Origin of the sequence: Bacillus safensis FO-36b (assembly GCF_000691165.1) — a bacterium.
GTDB classification, from domain to species: Bacteria; Bacillota; Bacilli; order Bacillales; family Bacillaceae; genus Bacillus; species Bacillus safensis.
Genome location: NZ_ASJD01000011.1, coordinates 23,649 through 45,182 on the forward strand (window position 1 = coordinate 23,649; position 21,534 = coordinate 45,182).

The following is a 21,534-nucleotide window of genomic DNA, read 5'->3' on the forward strand; positions in this document are numbered from 1 at the left end:
TTATTTCCCGAAAATGGCGTCATACAGCCGTTTTACTGCCGGCTGAATATCCTCTTGCTTCATATGTGAGAAGCCGAGGACGAGCGGAACAAAGCCTGGCTGATGCCCCGGCAATTGCTCATCAAGGGTAAAGCGATCCATTCCGTACATTTTCAGCTTTCTTTCTTTCGCTCGCTGTAAAATCTCATGCTGCGTTCGATTTGAGCGAAACTCTGCAATAAAATGAAGCCCGGCATTTTCCCCAATAATCCGCACATTGTCAGCAAAAACCGTATTGAGCTCTTCAATGAGCTGCTTCCGTTTTTCCTCATATAAACCATTCATTCGTTTAATATGCCGTTGATACGCCCCATCTTTTATAAAATGAAGAAGGGTGTATTGTGTAAAAAGATTAGCTGTTTGAATGAAAAAATGCTGTTCCTCCTTATAGCGTCTCAATAAATGCTGAGGCAGCACCATATAGCTTAGCCGCAAGCCGGGCAGCAATGATTTTGAAAAGGTGCCCATATAAATGACTTTGTCATATCGGTCAAGACTTTGCAGCGCCGGAATGCTGTCTGTGCCATATTTAAATTCACTGTCATAATCATCCTCAATGATATAACGGTCTGGCTGATCAGCTGCCCAGTTTAACAGCTGAATACGCCGGGAAATCGGCATAATCACCCCTGTTGGAAATTGATGTGAAGGGGTAATGATCAACACATTCGGCTGTTTTTTATGAATGTCGCTCATCCGCACACCTTTTTGGTCAATGCCAATCGTTTCAATTTGGTGATGATTGTTTTTCAGCATTTGATAGAGCCTGCGGTAGCCGGGGTTTTCTAGCCCGTATACTTGATCGGCTGGAAGAATGCTTGATAACGAATGGATCAGTGACTGTGTGCCTGCACTTAAAATGAGCTGTTCCGGATAGCATTTGACTCCTCGCGCAAGTCCGATCAATCGGGCAATCGTTTCCCTCAGCTCATACACACCTTGTGGATGCGGAAGCTCACCGAAGGCATCTTGGTGGAGATGGATCGCCTTTTGTTCACTTTTCAGCCAGCTTTTAAATGGAAAGTTCGCTGTATCGACGGAGATATGTGAAAAGGAATACCAGTCGTCTCGTGCAATCGGTTCTTCCTTTAAATCTACAGGAAGAGAAGAGGATTTTAGCTGACCAGATTCATGAAACGTTTCTAGTGATTCCACGAAAAACCCTTTGCGTTCAACCGAATATAAATATCCCTCGGCAAGCAGCTGCTGATAGGCGCCATTCACTGAATTAACGCTGACGTTTAGTGCACCCGCTAACTCTCGTTTGGACGGTAATTGATCATGCGGCTGAAGGTTGCGGTTTAAGATTTCCCCTTTAATTTTCGTATAAATTTGATGATAAATATATCCGTTTTGCCCTGTTTGATCTAGTTGAATTGTCAGCATCTCATCATTCCATCCTCTCTGGTACCATGAAAAAAATGATATTGGTACTTTCTATCATACCAAAAAATATTCAGAATAATAAAAAAGGATATAAAGGGGATGGATGACAATGAGTCAAACGACAACAAACCGTTTTTCAACCGAAGAATGGCAGGGAAAAAGAGATCAATACGTCGCAAGAGGCGTGAGTAATGGCAACCGTCATCTTGCAGCGAAGGGGAAAGGAGCCGAGCTGTTCGATATCGATGGGAACCGATTTATCGATTTTGCAGGCGCCATTGGCACATTAAACGTAGGACATTCACATCCAAAGGTTGTTGAAGCGGTCAAAGCACAGGCAGAGAGCCTGATTCACCCAGGATTCAACGTGATGATGTACGAATCGTATATCGAATTGGCAGAGAAGCTGTGCCATCTCACACCAGGGGATCATGATAAGAAAGCCATTTTTCTTAATTCAGGTGCAGAAGCTGTTGAAAATGCGGTGAAAATTGCACGTAAATATACGAAAAGACAGGCTGTTGTGTCGTTTACAAGAGGTTTTCACGGCAGAACGAATATGACAATGAGCATGACGAGCAAGGTCAAGCCGTATAAATTTGGCTTCGGGCCATTCGCATCTGAGGTGTACCAAGCACCGTACCCTTATTACTATCAAAAACCTGAAGGATTAAGCGATGCTGCTTACGACGAGTACATCATTGATCAATTCAATCAATTCTTCGTCGCAGCCGTTGCACCAGAAACCGTTGCTTGTGTGGTCATGGAACCAGTCCAAGGGGAGGGCGGATTCATTGTGCCATCGAAGCGCTTCGTTCAGCATGTCGCTTCCTTCTGTCAGCAGCACGGGATTGTCTTTGTTGCAGATGAAATCCAAACCGGTTTTGCAAGAACAGGGAAATACTTTGCGATTGAGCACTTTGATGTGGTACCGGACTTAATTACTGTGTCAAAATCTCTTGCAGCTGGCTTACCGCTGAGCGGAGTCGTTGGCAGAAAAGAACTGCTTGATGCGGCAGATCCAGGGGAGCTTGGGGGAACATATGCAGGAAGTCCGTTAGGCTGTGTAGCTGCACTGGCTGTCCTTGATATCATTGAAACAGAACAACTGAATCAACGATCTGAACATATTGGACAAGTCATTGAGGACAAAGCCAATGAATGGAGAACAGCGTATCCATTCATTGGGGAAGTTCGCCGGTTAGGGGCAATGGCGGCAATTGAAATTGTGGAAGATCAAACAACGCGTACACCAGATAAGAAAAGAGCCGCAGCGATTGTAGCATATGCAAATGAGCACGGGCTGCTTCTTTTAACGGCAGGGATTAATGGGAATATCATTCGCTTCTTAACACCACTTGTCATCACAGATGAGCTGCTTCACGAAGGACTAGGGATCATCGAGGACGCCTTCAAAGCACGCTAAACAACAAAGGGGGATGGTTGTATGCAAAAACAACAAATGGCAAAAACCATGTCGCAGTCTGACGTACTGTTTTTGTCCATTGGTGCAATGCTTGGCTGGGGCTGGGTTGTACTTTCGGGAGATTGGATTTTAACAGCTGGATTTTTAGGCAGTGTGATTGCTTTCGTTATAGGCGGTATTCTCGTCATCTTTATCGGACTTACGTATGCTGAGCTTTCGTCTGCGATTCCAGAGACAGGCGGAGGGCTCGTTTTTGTCCAGCGGGCATTTGGGATGAAAGCAGCGTTCGTCTCAGCATGGGGCGTATTATTTGGTTATGTGTCTGTGATTACGTTTGAAGCTGTCGCTTTGCCGACCGTCATTGATTATGTGATTCCAACACAGCATGCTGGCTTCTTATGGAATATAGGGGGATGGGACGTTTATTTCACGTGGGTATTGATTGGATCTGGCGGTGCATTGTTTTTAACAGCGCTGAATTACATTGGGGCGAAGCCTGCTGCCATTTTTCAGTCCGTGTTCACAGTGGCGATTATTCTGACAGGTTTTCTCCTTTTAGGCGGCGCAACATTTAATGGAGATTTTGCAAACCTAGAGCCTATGTTTCAAGGTGGTGTTGGCGGTCTTATGGCGGTGTTAGTCATGATTCCCTTTTTATTCGTTGGGTTTGATGTCATTCCGCAAGTAGCGGCGGAGATTAACGCACCAAAAAAAATTATTGGGAGAATCTTGATTATTTCCATCGTGAGTGCGGTCATTTTTTATCTGCTTATTGTTTTTGGGGTAGCTGCTGGAATGTCAAAGGGACAGCTTGAAGCCTCTTCATTAGCAACAGCAGATGCGATGGTTCAGCTTCTCGGTCATCAAGCGTTTGGAACAGTGCTGGTTATTGGCGGTGTAGCAGGGATTGTGACGAGCTGGAATGCTTTTATTATCGGTGCAAGCCGTATTCTATATGCTATGGCGGAAAGAGGTATGATTTCCAAATGGTTTGCGTATATTCATCCAAAGTATAAAACACCGACAAATGCCATTTTATTTCTTGGAGCTTTAGCTTTTTTCGCTCCATTACTAGGGCGCCCTGCCCTCGTATGGATTGTCAATGCGGGCGGTGTCGGAATCATCGTCGGGTACTTAATCGTGTCCATTGCCTTTATGAGACTTCGGAAAACAGAACCTGAGCTGGAGCGTCCATATCGCATAAAATATTGGCGGACGACAGGTGTTTTAGCTATCGGACTGAGTCTTCTTTTCCTTTCATTTTACTTTCCAGGAATGCCGGCCTCCTTATCTTGGCCAGCTGAATGGATATTGCTTTTAGGTTGGGTACTCATTGGGTATATACTATATGTAATGAATCCAAGAACGAAGGAGACGATAGAGCATGACAAACGAACTCAAAGTGTATAATCCTGCAACAGGAGAAGAAATTGCTTCAGTTGCTCAGCATACAAAAGAACAGATCCAAGACACAATTTCCCGCTCACATATAGCATTCAAATCATGGGCAAAAACGTCAGCACATGAACGTGCCAATATCATTCGCAAGTGGTTTGATCTGATGATTGAGCATAAAGAGAGGCTTGCAAAAATCATCACAGAAGAAAACGGAAAGCCGTATCAAGAAGCATTAGGAGAAATCGTCTATGCGGCTGGTTATATTGAATGGTACGCAGAAGAAGCAAAGCGAATCTACGGCAGAACCATCCCGTCACATACGACGAACAAACGCCTTTTCGTCACAAAACAGCCAGTTGGTCCTGTTGCTGCCATTACTCCGTGGAATTTCCCTGCGGCGATGATTACGAGAAAGGCAGCTCCTGCGCTTGCAGCAGGCTGTACGTTTATTGTAAAACCTGCTGAAGACACACCGCTGACAGCTATAGAACTAGTAAAATTAGGTCATGAAGCCGGCATTCCAGAGGATGCACTGCAATGGGTTGTGGGAGATGGCAAAGAAGTGGGTGAAATCTTCACAGATAGTCCATTGATTCGAAAAATCACGTTTACAGGCTCAACGCCCGTCGGGAAGCACCTGATCAAAAACAGTGCCAGTACAGTCAAACACGTATCAATGGAGCTTGGCGGTCATGCTCCGCTCATCGTAGACAAGGATGCGAATCTTGAACTAGCTGTCAAACAAGCAGTGGCATCTAAGTTTCGGAACGCAGGGCAAACCTGTGTCTGTGCCAACCGCTTAATTGTGCATGAAGACATTCATGAAGCATTTGCGCAAAGATTCAGCAAAGAAGTAGAAAAGCTGAAAGTAGGAAATGGCTTTGAAGAAGGCACATCCATCGGTCCAATTATCAACAAGCGCGGTTTTGATAAAATTGTCGGCCAAATTCAAGATGCAGTGGATAAAGGGGCGAAAGTTCTTGTCGGCGGCGATACGCATTTCGACGATGACAAATCATATTATTTTGTCCAGCCAACGGTTCTTACACATGTGGACCCTTCGATGAACATTATGCATGAAGAGACCTTTGGTCCAGTGGCACCTATTACGACATTCAAAACGTTAGACGAGGCAATTGAATTAGCCAACGATACACCTTTTGGCCTTGCAGCTTATTTCTTTACAGAAAATTATCGGAACGGACTCTACATTTCAGAACATCTCGATTATGGGATCATTGGCTGGAATGATGGCGGTCCATCGGCTGTCCAAGCACCTTTTGGCGGTATGAAAGAAAGCGGAATTGGGCGAGAAGGCGGCATCGAAGGGATCGAGCCTTATTTAGAAACAAAATATGTATCCATTGGTTTAGACGAATAAACGTGAAAAAGACTGTCAGAGGAATCTCGGCAGTCTTTTTTATGTTATACAGCAGGCGGGAAAAGCTGATCCACCGTTTCTTTCGTTTCTTTCAAAATTTCATGTATGTAATCTGCAGATGCCTGCTCCATGCTGCTGAACAAAAGCCGTTCGACAGGCTGAACGCCAATAAAATTGAAGACTTCAGTATCGGTTGTCATGTGATGGGAGGAGGTGGAAATCTTATTGGAATTAAGAAAAGTCCTCGGTGCATCGTGGGTGTTGATAATGACACCTTTTTTGTGCCGAAGCAGATTTTCAATCTCTCCATCCTCACTGATCTGATAAGCAAAACCTTCAGAAAAGACGCGTTCTACATATCCTTTTAGCATAGCCGGCAAGCCTGTCCACCATATTGGAAAAATAAACGTCAGCACATCCGCTTGCTGAATCAGCGTCTGCTCTCTTTGAATAGCGATTGGGACATCACCGCATTTGATGGCAGCCTTTTCTGCAATGGTGAGCTCTGGCGAAAAACCTAGGGCATAGACATCACGAACAGTCACTTTATGACCATTGTTCAATAGAGTGCTCACAACAAGATCTAATAAGGTTTGATTTAAGCTTTGCTGGGGATGAGCAAATATGATTACATGGTTCATCTCATAGCCTCCTATGTGGTCATCTGTCTCATTATGTCACGCGGCATTATCCTATTCAATCCTATATTGGTAATAACAAGTTGGGAAAATGGAAAATAATTGATCGTCATAAAAGTAAACAGTGCGATTTGTACATGTGTAAAGGAAGAAAAAGCGATCGTTTCTAAGAAAACGATCGCTCATACAGCTTTTATTTCTTTCTAAAAGCAAGTCCAAGTGCTATCAGTGCCACGACTAGAGCAGCAATGGACAGACCAAGGACAAGTGGTGAGGAAGAAGCAGTGGCTGTTTCAGAGGCCTTTTCTTCTATTGGTTTTTCCTGGCCATGTGAATCCGTTACAGTATTAGATGCCACAATGTTTGTGATGGAATGAGGTTTATCAGCATCTTTATCGCCAGTCCATTCAACGACTGTTCCATCCTTATAATATTGATACGCATCCCAAGCAGCTTCCCCTGCTTTTTCAGGGTTTTTCGCTACAAAAACGAATTGCTGGAATTGTCCAGCAAGCACACCTTTACCTGTTGCTTCCCAAGTCACTCTTGTTACCTTGCCATCTTTCTCTTCAGTTGATGTTTTCCAGCCAGGTACTGGCTCATATTGCTGGAATTCTACGCCTTTAGGAATTGTCACGACAACCTTAGTCGTCGGGCTGTCACTCTCAGAAGGAACCTTTAATGTATAGGTCTCCCAAGCATTTGTCGCAGATGTATCAGGCTTGACTGTTACGTGCGCACTCACAGGAATCGCCAATAAAAATGAAGCGAGAAGCATTGGTAATAAAGCTTTAACGTATTTTTTCATATGTGATAACTCCTTTTAGTTTCTTCTAATAAATGTGGTATCGATATTCTTAAAAGAACCAGTTAACGCATGGATTTCAATTTTCCATGTGCCTTTTTCATTTAATAAGAGATTTTCAGCAGAGAAATGACCATTTTTTAATCGTTTCAGCTGAAATTCACTCGGTGTCTCATCACCGAATAAAGCCACCTTATGGATCTTGGCTGTTACAGATTGAATATCAGTGATCGTTTCGCCATTCTTCTTTGTAAATGCCACTTCGAATGAGTTTTTCCCCGGGGCATTCGGAGTAATGCTCAAGGACACAATATCACGATGCTCGACCTGATTTGCGCCAAAGAAGGGCTCTGGTGCAGGCGGAGGAGGGCTCGGAATATTGGTAAAGACAGCCGTTAATAACAAAATGGCGATCCCGAACATCCATTCAGCTCGTAAGGAAATGCTGCGTTTCTGCTTCTTTTCCCATCTCAGCATCAAGTAATGCATAAGCCCAAGAAGGCCCATGATGATAAATAAACCAAGCTTGATTAAAAAGGTGCGTCCGTATGCTGATTGGAAAAGAGCGTCAAACGATTGCAAAATAAAGATCGCATTCACAAATCCTGAAAACACAATGAGTCCAACAGAGAGCAGTGCCCAAGGATGAAATGCTGCTAGCGTACTCCGAATGAGCGGCTGATCTTCATTTGGCAGTTTCCTCATTAATAGAAGGACAATGGCTGTTAAACCACCGACCCAAATCGAAGCAGAGACGAGATGGATGAAATCAAGTGATGTTGTGAGTATTTTATTGTCTGTTGCGGCTGGATGTCCGATTTGTGCCTTCAGCCAAAGAAGCACTATGAAGAGAAGCAGTGGAAACAGCCAAACTCGAAAAGAAGAGAAATCCCCTTTTCTCACCGCCACAATCGTCCAGATGGTGAGAAGAACAAATGACGCCATAAGCATCATCCAAAGACTACCGCCAGAAGTGGACGCAATCGTTTCTTGTAAAAGCGAAGGCTGAAATGCCCCCCAAAAGGACACGTCTGCCGCTGATTTTGTCTGAATCGGCAGCTGGAACACAAGTGCTCCGCCCATCATGATCAATGACACGGTCAAAAGCCGCTTCATTCGTTTCTCCAATACAGGTGAAATCGTATTCTTAAACCAAAGCAGTCCAAACAAAATGGTCCCAAGGAATAAGCTGAATGACGTATAAAGAAAGGCTTTATCAATAGTTGAAGCCATATCTATGGATTCATCTGTTTGGCCTTGCTCTAATTGGTCAAAACCGCCATCCGCTTTTCCAATACTAAACGGAATCATGCCAGAGACAGAGTGTCCGTCCGCTGATACCGCATTCCACTGAATGGTGTAAATCCCTTTTGGTAAATTCTTTTTTAAAGCTGCTTCCATGATCTTTTGATCTTTAATGACCGTATCTCCTTTATCCACACGATCACCTTTTGCATTTAACACCTTAATGGCATGAAAGCCGCTTTCAATTCCTTCACTAAATGTGATCGAGACTGAAGGAGGCTGCTGATCCAGCTCTTCATTTGCTGCTGGGTTCGAGCTCACGACGTATGCGTGAGCGAATGCTTCCTTTGGAATGAAAAAAGCGAACATGACCATAAGAAGCAGAAGCCACTTACTATTTTTAAACAAGGTGAATAACCGCCTTTCTACCTATGAAAATGTCTCATGTATCAGAAAGAAAGCGGCAGTAAACTGTGAGTCACAGAAAAAACCGCTCTTCCTATTGTACCGCCCTCTTTAAAAGGTAAACGAAACAAACAGCAAGATGGTTCACTTTTTCTGTGTCATGTCTGCGCAGACATTTCTTAATTGAATAGGTTTGATCAATTATAAGCCTATTCGATTTAAGAAGAGGAAACAAGAAGAGACCATTTGAAAGTTGTGAAATTCCCATGAATTTTGTTTCAAAACAACGGCAGATCAACCTTTTCGCTCCTTTTGTATTGGGATCTGAAGGTATTTTCACATCATTTTTCAATTTTGTCACACACTATGTGACAAAGTGACATTTAGTTTCAATTGAAGAGAAAGTGAAAGCGTTTTACGATAGGCATAAGGGCTTCACTGAATCTTGTTCTTATATCTTTTGACCTATAAAGCCCTAAATAAAGGGAGAGAAGAAAGGAGTTTTCATAGATGCAGGAAAAAAGCGGATTTCGAGTAAAAGTACAGCGCTTTGGAAGCTATTTAAGCGGTATGATCATGCCGAATATTGGAGCGTTTATCGCTTGGGGACTCATCACCGCATTATTCATTCCAAGTGGTTATTTTCCAAATGAACAATTAAATACACTTGTTGGTCCAATGATCAACTACTTGCTGCCGCTCTTAATCGGTTACACAGGCGGGAAGCTCGTATATGACCATCGAGGCGGGGTACTCGGTGCAACCGCTACGATTGGGGTTATTGTCGGTTCGGACATCCCAATGTTTTTAGGCGCAATGATCATGGGACCGCTTGGCGGTTATCTCATTAAGAAAATCGACCAGCTGTTTAAAGACCGAATCAAATCAGGTTTTGAAATGCTGATTAATAACTTTAGTGCAGGTATTCTAGGTGCCATTTTAGTCGCCATTGCTTTCTACGCAATCGGCCCAGTGGTACTAGGTCTGAATAAAGCCCTTGCGGCAGGTGTAGATATCATTGTCAATGCACATTTACTTCCGCTGGCAAGTATCTTCATTGAACCAGCGAAAGTATTGTTCTTAAACAATGCAATTAACCAAGGAATTTTAGGTCCATTAGGGGTGGAGCAAGCGGCGAAGACAGGCCAGTCCGTTCTGTTCTTGCTTGAAACAAACCCAGGACCAGGTCTAGGTGTTCTTCTAGCCTACATGTTCTTTGGGAGAGGGACTGCAAAGCAGTCTGCACCGGGTGCGATTGTCATTCAATTTTTAGGGGGAATCCATGAGATTTACTTCCCATACATCTTAATGAAGCCAAAGCTCATTTTGGCGGTTATTGCTGGGGGAGCAAGCGGCGTTCTGACCTTTACACTGTTAAATGCAGGCTTAAAGGCTGTGCCGTCACCAGGAAGTATCATCGCTCTTATGCTCATGTCACCAAAAGGCGGCCACCTTGCTGTTCTAGCAGGTGTTGTCGTGGCAGCTGTTGTATCGTTCCTTGTCGCTTCTGTCATTTTGAAAGCGTCTAAAGCAGTGGACGAAGACTTAACAGCAGCAACTGAAAAAATGCAAGACATGAAAGGCAAGAAAAGTGCAGCAGCAGCTGCTCTTACAGCACAAAAAGAAGGTGCTGAAGCAAGCGAGCAAGCAGCATCTCCAGATGAAATCAATCCAGATAACGTGAACAAAATCATCTTTGCCTGTGATGCAGGAATGGGCTCAAGTGCGATGGGTGCGTCCGTTTTAAAGAATAAAGTCAAAAAGGCAGAGCTAGATATTGATGTAACAAATACATCCATCAGCAACATCCCAGATGATGCCGATGTGGTCTTTACTCATAAAGATTTAACAGATAGAGCCAAGGCAAAACTGCCAGGAGCTGTCCATATCTCAGTTGATAATTTCTTAAACAGCCCGAAATACGATGAGCTGATTGAGAAATTGAAAAAATAACATGACGAAACGGGTTGAGTCCAATTTTTCCTAATTGAACTCCCCGTTTTGGTTGTTTTCTGATTTTCCATTCTAAAAAAGGTGTGTGATCTTTCATGAAACAAGTACTTTCAAAAGACAATATTTTTCTAAACGAACAAGCGGGCTCTAAAGAAGAAGCCATTAAAAAAGCAGGCGAAGTCTTAGTGGCAAACGGTTATGTCACAAGTGATTATGTGGACAAAATGTTTGAAAGAGAAAATATTTCTTCTACATTTATGGGCAACGGAATTGCCATTCCTCATGGAACAGAGGATGCGAAAGCGGCTGTCCTTCATTCAGGAATTTCCATTATCCAAATTCCAGATGGCGTTGAATATGGCGAGGGGAATATTGCCAAAGTTGTATTTGGTATCGCTGGTAAAAATAATGAGCATCTCGATATTCTTTCTCAAATTGCGATTGTCTGTTCAGAGGAAGAAAACGTAGAGCGTATCATTCATGCAAAGGATCAGGATGAACTGATCGCCATCTTTAACGAGGTGAACTAACATGAAGGCACTTCATTTTGGAGCAGGCAATATTGGCAGAGGATTTATCGGATCTTTGTTAAAAGCATCAGGCTTTGAGCTCGTTTTTACCGATGTAAATGAAGCGGTGATCAACGAGCTGAATGAAAAAAAAGAATACACAGTGGAACTCGCAGCTCCAGGGCAGCAGCAAGAAGTAGTCGGTCCAGTGTCCGCTATCAATTCCGCAAAAGATCCAGCTGCATTAACTGAGGCAGTTGCAACAGCTGACCTCATTACAACAGCTGTTGGACCAGCTGTTTTGAACATCATTGCTTCATCGATTGCTGAAGGTTTAAAACAGAAAAAGTCTGATCATATCATCAACATTGTGGCGTGTGAAAATATGATTGGCGGCAGCTCTCATTTAAAGGAAGCTGTTTTCTCTCATCTAACAGCTGATGAACAAGAAGCGCTGTCACACACAGTTGGTTTTCCAAACGCTGCGGTTGACCGCATTGTCCCCATTCAGCACCATGAGGACATTTTGAAAGTATCAGTCGAGCCATTTTTCGAGTGGGTCATTGATGAGACAGGCTTTATTGGAGACGTTCCTCAGATCGATGGAGCGACCTTTGTACAAGATTTAACGCCTTATATTGAGCGTAAGCTCTTTACTGTCAACACAGGACATGCACTAGCTGCTTATGTCGGGTACGAAAAAGGCGTTCAAACGATTAAAGAAGCTGTCGATACACCAGAGATTCGTCAAGTGGTCGAAGGTGCACTACACGAAACGGGCAGTTATTTAATCGACACCTATGGCTTTCAAAAAGAAGAACATGATGCGTATATTCAAAAAATCATCAAACGATTTGAAAATGCCTTTATCTCTGATGAAGTCACGCGCGTCGCACGTTCTCCGCTTAGAAAGCTTGGAGCAAATGACCGTTTAATCGGTCCAGCGAAAAAAATCAGACAGCCACAGTATTTAATTAAAGGCATTGTGGCAGCTTTGGCTTACGACTTTACTGAAGACGAAGAAGCTGTTCGTCTGCAGGCATTAAGAAAAGAAAAAGGCATTGAAGGTGTGCTGGAAGAGGTATGTGGACTCTCACCATCAGACGATCTTTATCAAGCCATTCTGAAAGAAACAGCTCGATAATGAGAAAAAATCCCTTTCCAACGTGCGAAAGGGATTTTTTCTATGACTTTTTTAATACTTTTCCCTGCTTGACGATATATAAAGTAAGGGGGAATTTGTACATGAAAAAGAAAGCGTTTGCGTCAAGAAGTGTCTTTTTTCAATTAATGTCTGCCATTATCGTGATCACGATTTTAACGGGCGGACTAGTTGGAACAACAGGGTATTTGTTAGCGAAACATGTCTTAATTGATGCAGGGAAAGCAGATTTAAAGCACATCGTCAGCGGAGCGATGGCCACACTTGAACAGTTGAATAACCGTGTGGAGAAAAAAGAACTGACGCTTGAGCAGGCGCAAGAACAAGCCCGGCTTTACTTGAGCGGGCCCAAAAATGACAACGGGAAGGGATACCAATCTCAAAAATCAGATTTTATCTATAAAAATAAAGGCTATCTGATCGCTTATGGCACTGACTATTCTACCCAGGTTCATCCGGTCAACGACATCGGCGTCATTCCAGATAACACGACCAATCGTCAAAAAATGGTCGCTGGCGCCAATGCAAAAGGTGAGGATGCACACTATGTGACCTATATGGATAAGGACGATGCAACGGGCGAAGAAAAAGAAAAGCTCGCCTATATGAGCCAGTTTACACCGTGGAATTGGAGTGTAGGTATCGCTGTTTTCCAGGACGAATTTTATAAAGAATTAGAGCAGATGAAGCTCTATATTATTCTCATTACAGCGGGTGTCGCCCTTCTGAGTCTAGGCGTCTTTTATTTAGCTGCTCGAGGAAAAGTCAGACTGCTGAAGCAAGTCACTGCTGCTTCAAAGGAAATTGCGGCGGGGAATATTGAACGCACGAGTTTAAAGGAAACAACGGATGAAATCGGACAGCTGGCAAAAGGCTTTAACCATATGTCAGGAGAGCTCAGAACGCTGGTGAGCGGTTTACAGGAAACGAGCAGTCAGCTTGTTGAATCAGCGACAGATTTATCGGCGATATCTGAAGAAACCTCAGCCAGCAGTGAAGAAATTGGACGAGCCATCGGAGACATTTCGACTGGAACACTTCATCAAGCATCTGATCTTGAAGAAGCCAATCAACAAATGACCCAGTTTAATCAATCGATTGAGAATGTCAAAGAACAGAGTGATCAAATTAAACGGATTTCCGACCAATCGAGTCAATCATCACAGCAGGGCCAGCAAATCGTACAGCAATTAAAACAATCGAATGAACAATCGATTCAGGCTTCTCAAGGCATTAGAGCAGGAATCGAGCAGTTAAGTACAAAAGTACAGGATATCTCTCAAATCACAGATACGATTGAGAGCATTTCAAATGAGACGAATTTACTGGCACTGAATGCAAGTATTGAGGCAGCACGTGCAGGAGAGCATGGCAAAGGCTTCTCAGTTGTGGCGAGTGAAGTGCGGAATTTAGCTGAACAGACAAAGCAATCAGCCGTTCAAATTCAGCAAATGATTCAAGGCATTAAAGAAGAAACGACGGCAACAGCCGGCATCATGTCGAGCACAATGGATCGTTTTGCCGAGCTGGATGAAGCAGTGCATAAAACAGAACATGAATTCAATGCCATCTCTACATTGATTTCACAAACCATCGTTGAAACAAACGCGATGGCAAAAGAGCTGAATACACTGCTGGAGCAAAACGACCTCATCACAAAAGCCATGCACGGCGCAGCACATGTTTCTCAAGAAAATGCGGCGGCGATCGAAGAAATTACTGCATCCACAGACGAACAAGTGACAGCCATTTCTAATGTGGCAAAAGCAGCAGAAAGACTTAATGAGCTTAGCATGCGATTGAATCAGGACATTGCGCGTTATCGTCTGTAAATCAAAGAGGACCGGATGATTTCCGGTCCTGTTGATTAAGAAGATTTTTTAATAATGATAAATGTTATAACAGAAGAGATTATGGAAATAACAGTGTAACAAACTACCCAAAATAAAAAAGAGAAGTTTCCTTCTGCTAAAGTAAACCAAAACACCAAACTTAAGACAAGAGAAACAAGAGGAGAAATCCATATGTTTCTAAAGATACGTGTACCTAATATTCCAATTAGAATCGACAATATTGGCAAGACGAAAATAATTAATAAAACAATAGATCCCACTAGGTTATCCCCCTTATTACTGAATTAATTCAAGTCGTCCCGTTTCCCAATCTTTTTTTGAGTGAATATCGATGGAATTAGTTAATGTTCCCTTCTTTAAATTATATATATCTACATGTCCTATCACATTTTGTTTTTTTTGAGTAGGATACTTGAAAAACGCATACATATTATCTTTAGAGTATTGAATGTTTTGGAGATATTGTTCTTCTTTTGTATCTTTCATAACAAAAGATTTTATTAACTTAAAATTTTTATCATAGATTAATACTTTGCCCTCAGAGGATGGGATAGCAATATTACCATCATGGAGTAATTCAATTTGTGTTGGAGAAAAAGATTTTTGATTAATTGTAATTTCTTTTTTTATTTTTAAATTAGACTTATTAATTAATAAAATTTTAGATTCTTCATTTTGGTTAACCGTATCGGTTAGGGCTAAAGCTATTGTATCAGAGTCTAACTCTTTAAATGCATCTTTTTCGTTACCTTCAATAAAATAAATCTGTTTATTTGGAATACGTTTATCCGAAATAATTTTATTGTTATTTGGATCAAGAACTTTTATGGATAAGTATTCATCGTCATAGTTGGAAAGTATATAAAATTTCCCATCTATTAACCTTGCAGAGTTGAGCATCCCCTTTAACTTTATATGTTGTTTTTTATCATCGTTGTTGTCTGTCCAATAAATAAATTCGCTCTCATACCCTTTATCTGTATAACCGATATTTATATCTTTAAAAACGTATGAGTTGCTAGCATTAATAAAGAAAGATCCTTCATCTTCTGTTGTTTTTGACATACTTTTTAAATTACCTTCTTTTAGTGAACCTGATTTTTTGTTTATGGTAAAATAATCATTACTTCGACTGCTATTAAAATAAATATTATCCTTGCTTTGTGTGCTGGATATAATACTATAACCAGAATTCAATAAACTATCTTTTATACTATTTCCTTTACTATCAAAGTAAATTATTTCAGTACCGGATTTTAATGTATTGGACAGAGAAATAATAAATGATGTATCCTTCATTTTGGTGAATTTTTTCTCTTTTGGGTTATTTTCTGAATTATTGGCTGTACAAGCTGATAAAATTAAAATAACAAATATACTTAAAAAGATACGTTTACTAAACATTTATAGACATCTCCTTAAAGACTAAAACAACCGTATAAGAAATACGATTGTTTTGAGTTAATTATTTTATTTGTTATGTTTAAAAATCTTAGTATTATTTGACTTTACAAGTTCCATTGGAGTGACAATAGTATCCCATTTGATATTATCAATATCTATGCCTTGATTCTTCCATGCTCTCCATGCAAGCTGTGAACAATAGAAACTTTTAGTAGTGTTTTTGTTTAAAAAATTCCAGTTATAAGGTTTTTTATTTGATGCTTGTTTTTCTGCATATTTAGCTGCTCCAATATATTTAGCGTTAGAAGAACCTTTAACCCATAAACCATAAACTTTTTTCTTCGTATTCCATGTATTCGGGTATTTTCTCACACCATCTTGCTTCTTTGGGCTATAACTTTTAGCCCAAGATTCTACAGTATTTGAGCTGTTTTGGGCTACAATTGCTGCATGTCCAACTCCTATTGAGGCGCTTCCAGAGTTAATTTCATAACTAACTAATACATCTCCCTTTGTGCCCATAGATTTTTTAGTAGACAAAGCAGATATTTTATTTTTCTCTACTTTATATTTAGGATAAAGTTTGTCAATTTGTCCTGAAGTTTCAAGCTGTTTGAACTCTTTTTGATCTTTTTTGTATAATTCGTCCCCTTTAGTTTCAGCGAATTTTCGATCATCTTTAGCGGTCTTAATTAATTCAGTAATTTCTTTATCGCTCATTCCTGATATTTTGTGTTGTTTTATTGCCTCTTTTTCTAAAGAATTTGATTCTGCAGCAAAAGATTGCTGAGAAAACCCAATACCAGTAATTAAAAGTGTAGAACATAAAACAGTTTTAAACGTTTGTTTATTTATCATACTAAAATCTCCCTTCAAATTTATAAGTAAAATATACAATAAAAAAACTGCCCTTTAAACCCATATTTTCAATTTTAAGGTTATTTTAAGGTTTATTTTTACTTATATATTTTGAAAGACTTTAAGTATGATTTACACATATTTGTGTAGAGTGCAAAGAAAGTGAGAAGCTTAGACAATAACAAAATTTCTTTTCATTCCACATTGGTAGTTAGTGCTAGTCTCATTTAGGAAGGTATCTATCGTTACTCTTGAATACATCACTTATTGTTACTATGAAAAGCACTGCAAATCACAATCATTGAGCAAACACCGGCGAAAAAAGCATGTTTTTTTCTCATTCTGATTCACTCCCTTCAAAGCCCATTAGGAGACCGCATCACATATTTCAATGAAATGACCATCAGGATCAGACACATAAGCGACCGTTTGACCCCATGGTTTTTTTGCAGGTTCTTTGATGATCGAAACCCCTTTTTCCTTCATTGATGCAATCGTTTGCTCCACATCATCCACAACAAAGCCAATTTCAAACGTGTGAGACGCTTGATTTGCTTCAGGGACAGGCAATCCGAGTGCTTCTTTGACATCTTGGCGTGAATTAATTGATAACGTCACGTCTCCAGTATCAAACTCAACATAGGATTCAACCCTCAATTTTATTGGGAAACCGAGTACTTGCTGATAGAAATGAATACTCGCCTCCACATCGTTTACATATAAAATGGTATATTTCATTTTCATGTGAAAAACTCCTCTCTTCATATACGTGTCAAAAACGGAAAGGTTTCCCACTCATTGTACCATATAGGATATAAGGTGTATTTCGTGCCAAAAAAATCAAAATATTTAGCTCAATAGTCTTGAAAAACAAAAAATGGTGACATATGATAAAAATGTAAAATTAGAAAAAATAGGGGGATCTTACATGTTGAAAAAAATCATGGTGGCTGTCTTGTCTTTAGTTCTTTTACTAAGCTTTACACAAGTCGACACCCACACAGCAGATGCAAAAACGGTCAAGTCTTACAAAAATTGCAAAGCGCTGAACAAAGTATATAAAGGCGGCGTAGCAAAAAGCAAAAACACGAAAAACAAAGGCGGAAAAACAAAGTACAAGCCTTATGTATCAAAAGCACTTTATCAAAAAAATATGCGGCTTGACCGCGATAAAGACGGCATTGCGTGTGAACGCTAAGCACATGTGAAAAAGACCTGTCACAAGGTCTTTTTTCTATGGGATCAAACTCGTCCCTTTGTGCCAGCTTCATCTTTATATTAAAATAAAGATAGTTTCAAAAATCGATACAAAGTGGGGTACTCAATTTGTCAACACAAGCTCATAAGAAAGACATCCGATTGATTGCCATTGATATGGATGGCACGCTGTTAAACAGTGAGCACATCATTCCAGAGGAAAATAAACAAGCCATTAAAGAAGCTGAAGCAAAAGGGGTCCATGTGGTCATTAGCACAGGGCGGACACTGATGACATGCCGAGAGCTGGTTGAGCCGCTCAAGTTATCGTCTTACCTCGTGACAGCAAACGGAAGTGAAATCTGGGATTCAAATTTTCAGCTGATCGAACGAGATCTGCTGCATCCTGATCACGTCCAAATGATGTGGGATTTAAAAAATAGGTACGAAACCGATTACTGGGCTTCGACTGTGGATAAGGTGTGGAGAGGTGAATTCCCTGAACGGATTCATGACCATGAATGGCTGAAATTTGGCTTTGATATTCATGATGATGACGTTCGTGAGGAAGTACTCAATACATTGAAAACAAATAAGCACCTAGAGATCACAAACTCAAGTCCAACGAATATCGAAGTGAATGCAGCCGGCATTAACAAAGCGGCAGCTCTTGCAAAAGTAGCAGAACGCATTGGCTGTACGATGGACAACGTCATGTCACTTGGCGACAGCCTCAATGATATGGCCATGATTCAAGAAGCCGGATTAGGCATTGCGATGGGAAATGCCCAGGAAGTGGTGAAAGAGGCGGCTGATTGGATTACGGCTCCTAACACAGAACACGGTGTTGCAAAAGCCATCCAACATTGGGTGCTGTCTAAATAAGGTGCACTTCATTACAAGAAAAAGTGAGAGGACTTTGCCTCTCGCTTTTTTTGTTTTCTCCTAGTTCGAATGTTATATTTTCTGCCAATTTCATGTGTAGTCTATCCAAAGTTGGTATAATCAATATAAATTCGAATATTCGGACTTTATATTCCGTATTTCGGAACAACAAGGAGGGATTCTATGTATCAAGTGGATATCAACTGTGATTTGGGAGAAAGCTTTGGTCAATACACAATCGGTGCAGACGAACAAATCTTAGAATATGTCACCTCAGCCAACATTGCTTGCGGTTTTCATGCAGGAGATCCAACGGTCATGAGAAAGACAGTTAGAATGGCACTGGATAAAGGGGTCAAAATTGGTGCGCATCCGGGTTTGCAAGATTTGGCCGGCTTTGGCAGACGTCCAATGGCTATCTCCGCAGAGGAAGCCTATGATCTTGTCATCTATCAAATTGGCGCTCTATCAGCCTTTCTCAAGGCCGAGGGCGGCACGATGCAGCATGTCAAACCACACGGCGCCCTCTACAACATGGCGGCTGAAAATACTGAATTATCTGAATCGATTGCGCAGGCTGTGTATGATGTGGATCCAAACCTTGTGTTATTTGGTCTGTCAGGCAGTGAACTTGCGTTAGCAGGTGAACGAATAGGTCTGCAAGTGGCACATGAAGTGTTTTCTGATCGGACGTATCAAACAGACGGGACGCTGACATCCCGCCGCGAACCACATGCACTCATTGAAGAGGATGAACGGGCCGTCCACCAGGTTGTTCGTATGGTGAGAGAAGGCAGGGTTCGTACAGTTCAAGGAGAAGATATCGAGCTCAAAGCAGATACGGTCTGCATTCACGGAGACGGCAGCCATGCGCTTCAATTTGCAAAAACCATTACAGCGAAGCTAAAAGAAGCCGGGATTCATCTCAAGGCGTTTCAATAAAAATCGTCATCAAAGGGGGAAACAGCATGAAAACAGAGAAAGTCAAACAAATGAAGGCACCAAAGGGGAATCGGTCTATGCTGATGGGCGCTGCCTTTTTAATGGCGACGTCCGCGATCGGACCGGGATTTTTAACACAAACAACCGTCTTCACACAGCAGCTTGCGGCTAGCTTTGGGTTTGTCATTTTGATCTCAATTTTATTAGATATTTTTGCACAAACAAATGTATGGCGCATCATTGCCGTTTCAGAAAAACGAGGTCAGGATATAGCGAATATGGTGCTCCCGGGTCTCGGGTATGTGCTGGCCTTTTTGATTGTCATTGGAGGACTTGCCTTTAACATCGGAAATATCGCTGGAGCTGGTCTCGGTTTTCAGGTGATCTTCGGTGTCGATCCGCGAATCGGCGCAGGGATCAGTGCTGTGATTGCCATTCTCATCTTTGTGATCAAAGAGGCTGGGAAAGCGATGGACCGTTTTACGCAGGCAGCAGGCTTTGTCATGATTGGCCTGATGCTGTACGTGGCGATTTCAACAGCGCCGCCAGTTGGAGAAGCAGCCGTGAGAACATTTGTCCCAGAGACGATTGATATTTTATCCATTGTGACACTTGTGGGCGGAACGGTAGGCGGCTATATCGTCTTTGCTGGCGGGCATCGCTTGCTGGATGCAGGTATTAAGGGGAAGGAAGCACTGCCGCAAGTGACGAAAAGCTCTATTTTCGGTGTGTTAATTACATCTGTCATGCGTGTGGCACTCTTTCTTGCCACATTAGGAGTTGTCTCAAAAGGCTTGCAGATAGATCCATCCAACCCGCCTGCCTCTGTTTTTCAATTAGCTTCAGGAAATATCGGATATAAAATGTTCGGGATTATTATGTGGGCTGCGGCGATTACATCCGTCATTGGAGCAGCATACACATCTGTTTCTTTCTTCAAAACCTTCTCACCAAAAATTGAGCAAAACCAGCGTGGTATCATCATTGGCTTTATTGCCCTCTCGACCCTTTGTTTTATTACGATCGGAAGACCAGTGAACATCTTGATATTAGTTGGAGCGATCAATGCATTGATTTTGCCGCTCGCCCTTGGCACATTACTCGTTGCGGCGTATAAGAAAGACATTGTCGGAGATTATCGGCATCCATTCTTTTTGACAGTGACTGGTGCATTTGTTGTGGTCATTATGGCGATGATGGGCGGCTATACCATCATTAATGAAATCCCGAAACTATGGAGTTGATTCAGATGAATACTTATCAAACATATGAGCCATCACAGATGAGAGAATTGATTCGCGAAAAAAAGATCACAGGACCAACGGCTGGCTTTGCAGAGGGGTTTGCTCAAGCCAATTTAATGATTGTCAAAAAGGAACTTGCCTTTGATTTTCTTTTATTTTGTCAGCGGAATCCGGCTGCATGTCCCTTGCTTGATGTACTGGACCCAGGTGATCCAGTGCCAAGACGGTCGGCCCCTCAAGCGGATATTCGTACGGACTTTCCTAAGTACCGTATTTACCGAAAAGGGATTCTTGAAGAAGAGGTTACAGATATCACTGCTTATTGGGAGGATGATATGGTTGCCTTTCTCATTGGATGCAGTTTTACGTTTGAGCACGCGCTTATGCTAAATGACATTCCTGTCCGCCATATCGAAGACGGTCATAACGTACCCATGTATCAAACGAATATAGCTTGTGAAAAAGCAGGAGTCTTTCATGGCCCGATGGTGGTCAGCATGAGACCCATTCCGGCGCATCAAGTCACAAGAAGTGTTCAAGTGACATCTCGATTTCCATCAGTCCATGGCGGACCGATCCATATAGGGGACCCAGCGGTGATTGGCATTTCCGATATAGGTCAGCCTGACTTTGGAGAACCATCTGTGCTCAAAGAAGGAGAAGTCCCGGTGTTTTGGGCATGTGGTGTGACGCCGCAAGCCATTGTCATGCATACAAAACCCGATATTGCGATCACTCATGCACCCGGTCATATGTTCATCACAGATCGAAGAGATCAAAAGCTAGGTGTACTGTAGAAAGAGA

Annotated in this window: 20 protein-coding genes; 12 read left to right on the forward strand and 8 right to left on the reverse strand. The window is 41.9% G+C overall.

Features of this window, described 5'->3' with window-relative positions:
* Window positions 1-1,425: a MocR-like transcriptional regulator GabR gene (gabR, locus tag BA81_RS16615; RefSeq protein ID WP_034283789.1), complete on the reverse strand. Its 1,425-nt coding sequence runs from the start codon at window positions 1,423-1,425 to the stop codon at window positions 1-3.
* Between the two features lie 109 nt (window positions 1,426-1,534).
* Here gabR and gabT point away from each other — a divergent pair, with 109 nt between their 5' ends.
* Genes gabT through BA81_RS16630 form a run of 3 tightly spaced genes read left to right on the forward strand, consistent with a single transcriptional unit; the run spans window position 1,535 to window position 5,630 of the window.
* The gene (gene gabT / locus BA81_RS16620) at window positions 1,535-2,851 is read left to right on the forward strand and encodes a 4-aminobutyrate--2-oxoglutarate transaminase (protein ID WP_034283790.1); all 1,317 of its coding nucleotides are present in this window, start codon (window positions 1,535-1,537) and stop codon (window positions 2,849-2,851) included.
* 21 nt (window positions 2,852-2,872) lie between these two features.
* Window positions 2,873-4,261, forward strand: coding sequence for an APC family permease (locus BA81_RS16625; RefSeq protein ID WP_034283791.1), 1,389 nt, complete (start codon window positions 2,873-2,875; stop codon window positions 4,259-4,261).
* Window positions 4,236-5,630 carry an NAD-dependent succinate-semialdehyde dehydrogenase gene (locus tag BA81_RS16630; RefSeq protein ID WP_034283792.1) on the forward strand — a complete coding sequence of 465 codons (1,395 nt, stop codon included), beginning with the start codon at window positions 4,236-4,238 and terminating at the stop codon, window positions 5,628-5,630. The genes BA81_RS16625 and BA81_RS16630 overlap by 26 nt, the downstream gene beginning before the upstream one ends.
* Before the next feature lie 44 nt (window positions 5,631-5,674).
* On the opposite strand, the gene BA81_RS16635 is transcribed toward BA81_RS16630, so the two are convergent.
* The 3 genes from BA81_RS16635 to BA81_RS16645 all read right to left on the reverse strand — a co-directional run bounded on the left by BA81_RS16635 (window position 5,675) and on the right by BA81_RS16645 (window position 8,726).
* Window positions 5,675-6,271 (reverse strand): NAD(P)H-dependent oxidoreductase, encoded by a 597-nt coding sequence (locus BA81_RS16635; protein ID WP_034283793.1) that lies wholly within the window; start codon window positions 6,269-6,271, stop codon window positions 5,675-5,677.
* A 190-nt stretch (window positions 6,272-6,461) separates the two neighbouring features.
* The gene (locus BA81_RS16640; RefSeq protein WP_034283794.1) at window positions 6,462-7,076 is read right to left on the reverse strand and encodes a YcnI family copper-binding membrane protein; all 615 of its coding nucleotides are present in this window, start codon (window positions 7,074-7,076) and stop codon (window positions 6,462-6,464) included.
* A gap of 15 nt (window positions 7,077-7,091) precedes the next feature.
* Window positions 7,092-8,726: a copper resistance CopC/CopD family protein gene (locus tag BA81_RS16645; protein ID WP_034283797.1), complete on the reverse strand. Its 1,635-nt coding sequence runs from the start codon at window positions 8,724-8,726 to the stop codon at window positions 7,092-7,094.
* 507 nt (window positions 8,727-9,233) lie between these two features.
* Here BA81_RS16645 and BA81_RS16650 point away from each other — a divergent pair.
* From BA81_RS16650 to BA81_RS16665, 4 genes are all read left to right on the forward strand, one after another.
* The gene (locus tag BA81_RS16650) at window positions 9,234-10,676 is read left to right on the forward strand and encodes a PTS mannitol transporter subunit IIBC (protein ID WP_034283798.1); all 1,443 of its coding nucleotides are present in this window, start codon (window positions 9,234-9,236) and stop codon (window positions 10,674-10,676) included.
* Between the two features lie 95 nt (window positions 10,677-10,771).
* Complete coding sequence (locus BA81_RS16655; protein WP_012008933.1) at window positions 10,772-11,206, forward strand: PTS mannitol transporter subunit IIA; 435 nt, start codon at window positions 10,772-10,774, stop codon at window positions 11,204-11,206.
* 1 nt (window position 11,207) lies between these two features.
* Window positions 11,208-12,329: a mannitol-1-phosphate 5-dehydrogenase gene (locus tag BA81_RS16660; RefSeq protein WP_034283799.1), complete on the forward strand. Its 1,122-nt coding sequence runs from the start codon at window positions 11,208-11,210 to the stop codon at window positions 12,327-12,329.
* 101 nt (window positions 12,330-12,430) lie between these two features.
* The gene (locus tag BA81_RS16665) at window positions 12,431-14,179 is read left to right on the forward strand and encodes a methyl-accepting chemotaxis protein (protein WP_034283800.1); all 1,749 of its coding nucleotides are present in this window, start codon (window positions 12,431-12,433) and stop codon (window positions 14,177-14,179) included.
* 35 nt (window positions 14,180-14,214) lie between these two features.
* On the opposite strand, the gene BA81_RS19465 is transcribed toward BA81_RS16665, so the two are convergent.
* The 4 genes from BA81_RS19465 to BA81_RS16680 form a co-directional block, all read right to left on the reverse strand.
* Window positions 14,215-14,460 carry a DUF2651 family protein gene (locus BA81_RS19465; protein WP_080701244.1) on the reverse strand — a complete coding sequence of 82 codons (246 nt, stop codon included), beginning with the start codon at window positions 14,458-14,460 and terminating at the stop codon, window positions 14,215-14,217.
* A 16-nt stretch (window positions 14,461-14,476) separates the two neighbouring features.
* Window positions 14,477-15,604 (reverse strand): hypothetical protein, encoded by a 1,128-nt coding sequence (locus tag BA81_RS16670; RefSeq protein WP_034283802.1) that lies wholly within the window; start codon window positions 15,602-15,604, stop codon window positions 14,477-14,479.
* Between the two features lie 66 nt (window positions 15,605-15,670).
* Complete coding sequence (locus tag BA81_RS16675; protein ID WP_034283804.1) at window positions 15,671-16,462, reverse strand: septation ring formation regulator EzrA; 792 nt, start codon at window positions 16,460-16,462, stop codon at window positions 15,671-15,673.
* 366 nt (window positions 16,463-16,828) lie between these two features.
* On the reverse strand, window positions 16,829-17,206 hold the full coding sequence (locus BA81_RS16680) for a VOC family protein (protein WP_034283805.1): 378 nt from the start codon (window positions 17,204-17,206) through the stop codon (window positions 16,829-16,831).
* A 184-nt stretch (window positions 17,207-17,390) separates the two neighbouring features.
* Between BA81_RS16680 and BA81_RS16685 the strand changes: the two genes are divergently transcribed.
* The 5 genes from BA81_RS16685 to BA81_RS16705 all read left to right on the forward strand — a co-directional run bounded on the left by BA81_RS16685 (window position 17,391) and on the right by BA81_RS16705 (window position 21,527).
* The gene (locus BA81_RS16685) at window positions 17,391-17,660 is read left to right on the forward strand and encodes an excalibur calcium-binding domain-containing protein (RefSeq protein WP_034283806.1); all 270 of its coding nucleotides are present in this window, start codon (window positions 17,391-17,393) and stop codon (window positions 17,658-17,660) included.
* Between the two features lie 128 nt (window positions 17,661-17,788).
* Entirely contained in the window at window positions 17,789-18,544 is a 756-nt protein-coding gene (locus BA81_RS16690; RefSeq protein WP_024425552.1) for a Cof-type HAD-IIB family hydrolase, read from the forward strand.
* A 183-nt stretch (window positions 18,545-18,727) separates the two neighbouring features.
* The gene (locus tag BA81_RS16695; RefSeq protein ID WP_034283808.1) at window positions 18,728-19,486 is read left to right on the forward strand and encodes a LamB/YcsF family protein; all 759 of its coding nucleotides are present in this window, start codon (window positions 18,728-18,730) and stop codon (window positions 19,484-19,486) included.
* A 26-nt stretch (window positions 19,487-19,512) separates the two neighbouring features.
* On the forward strand, window positions 19,513-20,730 hold the full coding sequence (locus BA81_RS16700; RefSeq protein WP_034283809.1) for an NRAMP family divalent metal transporter: 1,218 nt from the start codon (window positions 19,513-19,515) through the stop codon (window positions 20,728-20,730).
* A 5-nt stretch (window positions 20,731-20,735) separates the two neighbouring features.
* Window positions 20,736-21,527 carry a putative hydro-lyase gene (locus BA81_RS16705; protein WP_034283811.1) on the forward strand — a complete coding sequence of 264 codons (792 nt, stop codon included), beginning with the start codon at window positions 20,736-20,738 and terminating at the stop codon, window positions 21,525-21,527.
* The last annotated feature ends 7 nt before the right edge of the window (window positions 21,528-21,534 follow it).